Source organism: Streptomyces sp. NPDC058469, assembly GCF_042721125.1.
In the GTDB taxonomy this organism is placed as follows: Bacteria; Actinomycetota; Actinomycetes; order Streptomycetales; family Streptomycetaceae; genus Streptomyces.
Genome location: NZ_JBHXME010000318.1, coordinates 1 through 4,183, shown reverse-complemented (window position 1 = coordinate 4,183; position 4,183 = coordinate 1). Strand labels below are relative to the sequence as shown.

Here is a 4,183-nt window from a genome sequence, read left to right as displayed (position 1 = left end):
GGCACGACCTCTGCGCGCACATAGCCCGGGCCCCGGATCACGGGGCCCGGGCTATGTGAAGTCGCCGGCCCCGACGCCGAGTTGGTCATGATTCTTACGAACCCGAGACGTCGACCCGAAGTGCACCTTATAGCCGTTTCATCCCCCCGATCTCGGTCTAGCGTTGCGAATCGTCCGGCACCGAGCGTGAGCATCCCGCCGGCTCCCCATTCCCCTTTCCGCAAGAGGAGTACGCACGCATGACTCTCGCCAAGGCCCGCGCCGCCCGTATCACCGGCACCTCCCGCACCTCCCGGATCACCCGCACCTTGGGCACAGGCGCCGCCATCGCCGCAGCAGCCCTCTTCGCCGCGCCCACGGCCGTCGCCGCCGACGCACACCACAGCCCCGACTCCCGCGTCCAACGGAGCGGCAGCTCAACCGTGTTCGTCCAGAGCGACAACACGGCCGCGAACACCGTCGTCGCCTACGAGCGCGCCGCCGACGGCACCCTCGCCCAGAAGGGCGTCTACTCCACCGGCGGCAAGGGCGGCATGCTGGCCGGCACCGTCGCGGACCACCTGGCCTCGCAGGGATCGCTCGCCTACGACCGGCACAACCACCTGCTCTACGCCGTGAACGCGGGCAGCGACACCGTGACCGTCTTCGCCGTGCACGGCACCCACCTCCAGCGGGTCCAGGAGATCTCCAGCGGCGGGAGTTTCCCGGTCGGCGTCACGTTCCACGGCAACCGGGTCTACGTCGCCAACACGCTCGGCGGCGGTTCCGTACAGGGCTTCGTGCGGACCGGCGAACGGCTGGTGAAGGTCCCCTCCTGGAACCGCGACCTCGGCCTGGACAAGGCGACTTCGGCCATCGGGCAGATCTCTTTCACCCCGGACGGTTCGAAGCTCGTCGTCACCACCAAGGCCTCGGGGCAGAGCATCGACGTCTTCCCGGTCGGCGTGTACAGCGGACCGTCCGCGCGTCCCGTGGTGACCTCCACCCCGGACGCCGTGCCGTTCGGTTTCGCGTTCGACCCCGCCGGGCGGATCCGGGTGACGGAGGCCGGGACCAACTCGGTGGGCACCTTCACGGTCGGCCGCGACGGCAGACTGACGGCGAAGGGGACCGTCCCGACGGGCCAGACCGCCACCTGCTGGGCGGTGACCGCGGGTGATCACCTCTACGTCTCCAACGCCGCCAGCGGCACCCTGTCCGGCTACCGGGTGGCTCCCCGGGGCGAGTTGACCGCCCTGGGCAACACGGCCACCCACGGCGGCACGGTCGACGCGGCCGCCTCGTCCGACGGCCGGTACCTGTACGTCCAGACCGGCGCGCAGGGCGTGGTCGACGAGTTCCGGGTCGGCGCGAACGGTTCGCTCACGGCGGTCGGTTCGGTCGTGGTGCCGGGTGCGGTCGGCGGTGAGGGCATCGTCGCCGGCTGACCGACTACCGGGACCTGTAGGCAAGTTCGGAGGTCCGGGAACCCAACGGCCGCTCCGTGCCGCCGGCTTCCCGGACCTCCCCGTCACCCCGCTGTCCCTCAGACCAGCCCCGTGACCGTCACCGTCACTCTCGGCGCCAACTGCGGGGACCGTACCGACTCCAGTGCGTCCAGGCGCCGTTCGACCGTGTCCCGGACCACCCGCGCCACGTCCACGGTCCTGGCCCGCCGTAGCGCGACGACGTGGATCTCGACGTGCCACGGACCGTCGCAGCCGTCCGGGCGGGTCATGCGCACTCCGCCGGAGTGCGTCCCCGGCCGCGAAAGGGCCGAGCGCAGCCGATCCGTCAGCCCCGGTCTGAGGAAGGCCACCCCCGTCACGCTCTCTGCGGCCGTGGCGACCTCCACGACGAGGGTCGCGTGCGCGGGGTTCTCGTACTGCGTGGTCATGGGGTACGACCTTCCTGGCCGTCGTCGGCCGTGATGGGGACGAGGTCGGTGACACGGATGTCAACTGCCGTGACGCCCATGCCCAGTTCGCGGTCCGCCGCCTCCCACACCCGTTCGCGTACCCGGGCGGCGAGGTCGGGCAGGGGGGCGTCGGCCGGGGCGTGGATGTCGAGGCGGACCTCGACCGTGCCGTCGTCGCGGCCGTCGAACAGACGGCAGGAACCGGCCCGCACGCCCGGAACCGACTCGGCCGCCGCACGCAGCGCCCGGGCCGCGACCGCCTCCATGATCCACAGGTCCTCGGCGGGTTCACCGAGGGGCAGCGGTCGGCCCGGACGCAGTTCGAGGCGTACGACGTCCATGATCCGCCGGGTCAGCGGCTCGGGGTCGTAGGCGGAGGAGGACGTGTCCGTCTCCTCCTGGAGGCCGCGCACCACGGACTCCAGTCGGTCGAGACCCTGCACGGCCTCGCGGCAGTACGGGCAGGAGTGGAGGTGGGGGTCGTCGGTCTGCTGTTCCCAGTCGTTCCAGGTCTGCGACAACAGCCGCCCGCAGGGCAGGAGTTCGTCGTTCTCGCCCTGGAGGGAGGTGGTGTTCTGCGGGTCGTTGCGATCGGTGCGGTCGGTCATCGCCAGGCCCCCAGTGCTTGGGTCAGAGATCGGCGGGCGCGGAAGACGCGGGCGCGGACGGCCTCCTGGCTGATACCGACCGCGTCCGCGATGAACTCGTAGGAACGGCCGTCCAGTTCGCGCAGCACCCAGCAGGCGCGCTGCTCGGCGGAGAGGAGGTCGAGGGCGTCGCGCAGTTCGCGGACCGCGTCGCGGCCCTCGGCGATCCGGGCCGGGGAGGTGGTGTGTTCGGCGGCGGGCACGTCACCGACCGCCTCCAGCGAGGCCACGGGTCTGCGCGAACGCAGCACGTTCAGACAGCGGTTGGTGACGATGCGGTACATCCAGGTGCCGAACGCGGAGCGGCCCTGGAACTCCGGGAGGCGCCGCCATGCGCTGAGGAAGGCGTCCTGTACGGCGTCCTCCGCCTCCGCGCCGGTACCGAGCAGACTCGTGGCGAGCCGGATCAGCGCGGGCGCGTGCCGCTGCACGAGTACGGCGAAGGCGTCCTCGTCCCCTTCCGCGGCCCGGACCGCCAGCAGGGCGTCGTCCGTGTCGGCGGTGTCGGCCGTATCGCCCGTGTCTGCCGTGTCGGCCCGGCTGTCCGGGGGTGCGTTCTGCGTGCGGGGGCCCGCCACTGGGCGGCTCCTCTCGTCCGGTGTTCTGAAGGTTGGACACGGTCGCGCCGTCCCCGTTACGGAGTTACGGGGAACTGGATTTCCCCGTCACCGCGTCACAGCGGCGCCGGGGACGGGTCTGAGGAAATGAGAGCCCATCGGCCACGAGACAGCGAACAAGACAGCCGACGAGACAGCGAACGAGACGAAAGAGGTATGCCATGACCACGCACACCGCACCAGTCGCCGACCAGGAACTGTCCACGCCGCGAACGGGGACCGCAACGGACAGGTCCCCCCAGGCCACCACCGCCGTGTCCGGCGGCTCCGCCGGTGTCGACCAGCCGGCCGCCGACCGCGGTCGTACCTCGATCGCCGATGTCGTCGTCGTGAAGGTGGCCGGCATCGCCGCCCGGGAGATCCCCGGCGTGCACGACATGGGCGGCGGCCTCTCGCGGAGCATCGGCGCCGTGCGCGACCGCGTACCCGGTGGCCGGCCCAACGTGGGGCGCGGCGTGAAGGTAGAGGTGGGCGAGCGGCAGACGGCCATCGATCTGGACCTGGTCGTCGAGTACGGGGTGTCGGTGATGGACGTGGCACAGGACGTGCGGGAGAACGTCATCTCGGCCGTGGAACGCATCACCGGCCTTGAGGTCGTCGAGGTGAACGTCACCATCAACGACGTCCACCTGCCCGACGAGCACGAGCCCGTCCACACCGGCGAGGCCCGTGTGGAGTAGGGCGGCCGGTCAGGGGCACGGGCAGGAGTGGTGGATCCGGTGGAGAGGTGGAGGTGGACGGGCATGAGCACACCGTTCGTCGGGATGATCGCGGGCATGGCCCTGGCGTTCGCCGGCTGGTTCGGCGGCTTCGGCGCCTTCCTGCTCGTGGCCGCGCTCGGCGGCCTGGGCTGGGCGGTGGGCCGGTGGTCCGAACGCGGCGGCACCGTCCAGGACGTACGGGACGCGTTCGAACGGAGCCGCCGATGACCACCGCCGCAGCCTCAGCCGCCAGCGCGCGGTGCCCGGCGGTCAGCAGCGCCTGCCAGTATCCGTGCCGGTCCAGGAAGGTGGTCAGTACGG

At 71.5% G+C, this 4,183-nt stretch carries 6 protein-coding genes; 3 read left to right on the top strand and 3 right to left on the bottom strand.

The genetic code is table 11. The features are described from left to right. Nucleotides 1–239: 239 nt before the first annotated feature. Complete coding sequence (locus ACFWP5_RS51975; RefSeq protein ID WP_384174339.1) at nucleotides 240–1,427, top strand: lactonase family protein; 1,188 nt, start codon at nucleotides 240–242, stop codon at nucleotides 1,425–1,427. A 98-nt stretch (nucleotides 1,428–1,525) separates the two neighbouring features. Here the strand turns inward: ACFWP5_RS51975 and ACFWP5_RS51970 are convergent, their stop codons facing one another. The 3 genes from ACFWP5_RS51970 to ACFWP5_RS51960 are packed head-to-tail and all read right to left on the bottom strand — an operon-like array spanning nucleotide 1,526 to nucleotide 3,122. Continuing rightward, nucleotides 1,526–1,876, bottom strand: a complete 351-nt coding sequence (locus tag ACFWP5_RS51970) for a hypothetical protein (RefSeq protein ID WP_384174336.1) — start codon at nucleotides 1,874–1,876, stop codon at nucleotides 1,526–1,528. After that, entirely contained in the window at nucleotides 1,873–2,505 is a 633-nt protein-coding gene (locus ACFWP5_RS51965) for an Asp23/Gls24 family envelope stress response protein (protein WP_384174333.1), read from the bottom strand. The genes ACFWP5_RS51970 and ACFWP5_RS51965 overlap by 4 nt, the downstream gene beginning before the upstream one ends. Then, nucleotides 2,502–3,122 (bottom strand): RNA polymerase sigma factor, encoded by a 621-nt coding sequence (locus ACFWP5_RS51960; protein ID WP_384174330.1) that lies wholly within the window; start codon nucleotides 3,120–3,122, stop codon nucleotides 2,502–2,504. The genes ACFWP5_RS51965 and ACFWP5_RS51960 overlap by 4 nt, the downstream gene beginning before the upstream one ends. 200 nt (nucleotides 3,123–3,322) lie before the next feature. Here ACFWP5_RS51960 and ACFWP5_RS51955 point away from each other — a divergent pair, with 200 nt between their 5' ends. Both ACFWP5_RS51955 and ACFWP5_RS51950 read left to right on the top strand, forming a co-directional pair. Continuing rightward, nucleotides 3,323–3,841: an Asp23/Gls24 family envelope stress response protein gene (locus tag ACFWP5_RS51955; protein WP_384174327.1), complete on the top strand. Its 519-nt coding sequence runs from the start codon at nucleotides 3,323–3,325 to the stop codon at nucleotides 3,839–3,841. Nucleotides 3,842–3,904: 63 nt separating this feature from the next. Further along, nucleotides 3,905–4,090, top strand: a complete 186-nt coding sequence (locus ACFWP5_RS51950; protein ID WP_384174323.1) for a hypothetical protein — start codon at nucleotides 3,905–3,907, stop codon at nucleotides 4,088–4,090. The last annotated feature ends 93 nt before the right edge of the window (nucleotides 4,091–4,183 follow it).